Here is a 2,019-nt window from a genome sequence, read left to right as displayed (position 1 = left end):
TATGAATTAACTTTAGTAGAAAATACTGGTGGAGAAGATGCTTTAGTTGCCGCTTCTACAGGAGAAAATCAAATCCTCAGTTTGGCATTTATTGGTAGTATTATTGACGAAGTAAGAATCTGGAGTCAAAAAAACACTTTAATGGGACCCGATAGTAGCACTTTTCCCATAGTAATGGATTCTCCTTTTGGCAGTTTAGATGAAATTTATCGCAGACAAATTGCTAATATTATTCCTCAATTAGCAAATCAATTAGTTGTATTAGTAACTAAAACTCAATGGCGAGGTGAAGTAGCTGAAGAAATGGCGGATTATATTAGTAGAGAATATGTGCTTTCTTATAATTCTCCAAAATTAGATTGTGAAGAAGATGCTATTCAGTTAAATGGAGAATCTTATCCTTTAGTAAAACGTAGTCCGAATGAATTTGAATATACAGAAGTGCTTGAAGTAGATTATGATTAAATCCTCAAAATTATTTATGTGAATTAGTATTAGTAACATAAGTTGAAGTTGTTGAACAGGGTAAGCTCATCTTAACAATCATTGACAAATAGTATTTTTTGTGTACCTGTTGCTCTGAAAGCTTTTTAGATTAATTTAGTAACTAGAATACATTCCAATTGTTAAGCAAGAAAACCCATAATTATGAATATTTTGTGATATTAATAATTCCTTGAAAAGCTTGTAATGCAAGCAGCTCATAAAAACCTTTATTTGTCAATAGTATTTTAGATGAGCTTGCCCTGATAACTGATAACTGATAACTGATAACTGAAATGACTTCTTATCATAGCTCCTCGACAGAAGATAAAATAGTTAAAGTCAAATAACAGATAAATGATGATAAATAATATTCAAGATATTGAAGGCATAAATTCTGTATATGCTGAAAAATTAATAGGAGTAGGTATCACTAAAGTAACAGAACTATTAGAAAAATGTTCGTCTCTCGCAGGAATAGAAGAATTAGAGCAAGCTACTTCTATTGAGAAAGACCTGATTATTCGGTGGGTAAATTTTGCTGATTTATCACAAATTAAAGGAGTAGATCGGGAATATTTTTTCCTATTATCTGCTTTAGGAGTACATACAATTTCTCAGTTAAAAAATCGGTTTCCTGAAACACTCCACTCTCAGATGATGAAGCTTAACCATCAAAAACAACTTGTGCAACGCTTACCTAGTTTAAGTATGGTTAGAAGTTGGGTTGCTCAGGCAACAAATCTTCAAAGAAAAACTGCCCATAACAATGTGCCAACTACTAAATTACCATCAAAAAAATGGTCTATAGATTGGTCTGATTAAGAGAAAAGGTAGCGATCGACAAGTTTTCGTCTCACACCGTTTTTTCAAAGTAATTTCTATAAGGTCTTTAGAAGCGATCACTCTACTGAAAATCCCCGCTAAATTGTCATTGTGTGAAGCTCAAAAAATCGCCGAGGTTTTTGCCTTGCATTCCCCAAATAATTGTGAGATAATTTAACTATAAGGGTTAACTCGCCCCTGCACTTGACTTTTTATTCAATCAAGAAGTATACATAAAATACTCAGCACTCACTGCCACAAATATTCTGGAGAAATAGAGGTGATTTTTATTAGTTATCTATATAGAAGCGATCGCTCTACTGAAAATCCCCACTAAATTGTCATTGTGTGAAGCTCAAAAAATCGCCGAGGTTTTTGCCTTGCATTCCCCAAATAATTGTGAGATAATTTAACTATAAGGGTTAACTCGCCCCTGCACTTGACTTTTTATTCAATCAAGAAATACACATAAAATACTCAGCACTATCTACCACAAATAGTCTGGAGAAATAAAAGACACAAATATGGCTAGACTGGAGGTGATTTTTATTAGTTATCTTAGTTATCTATATAGAAGCGATCACTCCATTGAAAAACCCCACAAATTGTCATTCTGTGAAGCACCAAAAAAACACCTAGGTTTTTGCCTTGCATTCCCAAAATAATTGTGAGATAATTTAACTATAAGGGTTAACTTGCCCCTACGCTTGA

At 33.2% G+C, this 2,019-nt stretch carries 1 protein-coding gene and 1 pseudogene; both read left to right on the top strand.

The window, feature by feature from the left end; translation table 11 throughout:
• Window positions 1-465 (top strand): annotated as a pseudogene (locus tag AC3DU7_RS15610) (AAA family ATPase); the annotation flags it as partial.
• A 375-nt stretch (window positions 466-840) separates the two neighbouring features.
• Entirely contained in the window at window positions 841-1,308 is a 468-nt protein-coding gene (locus AC3DU7_RS15605; RefSeq protein WP_488040248.1) for a DUF4332 domain-containing protein, read from the top strand.
• Window positions 1,309-2,019 lie beyond the last annotated feature (711 nt).

It is taken from the genome of Okeania sp. (assembly GCF_983059655.1).
This window is presented reverse-complemented; position numbering and strand designations above follow the sequence as displayed.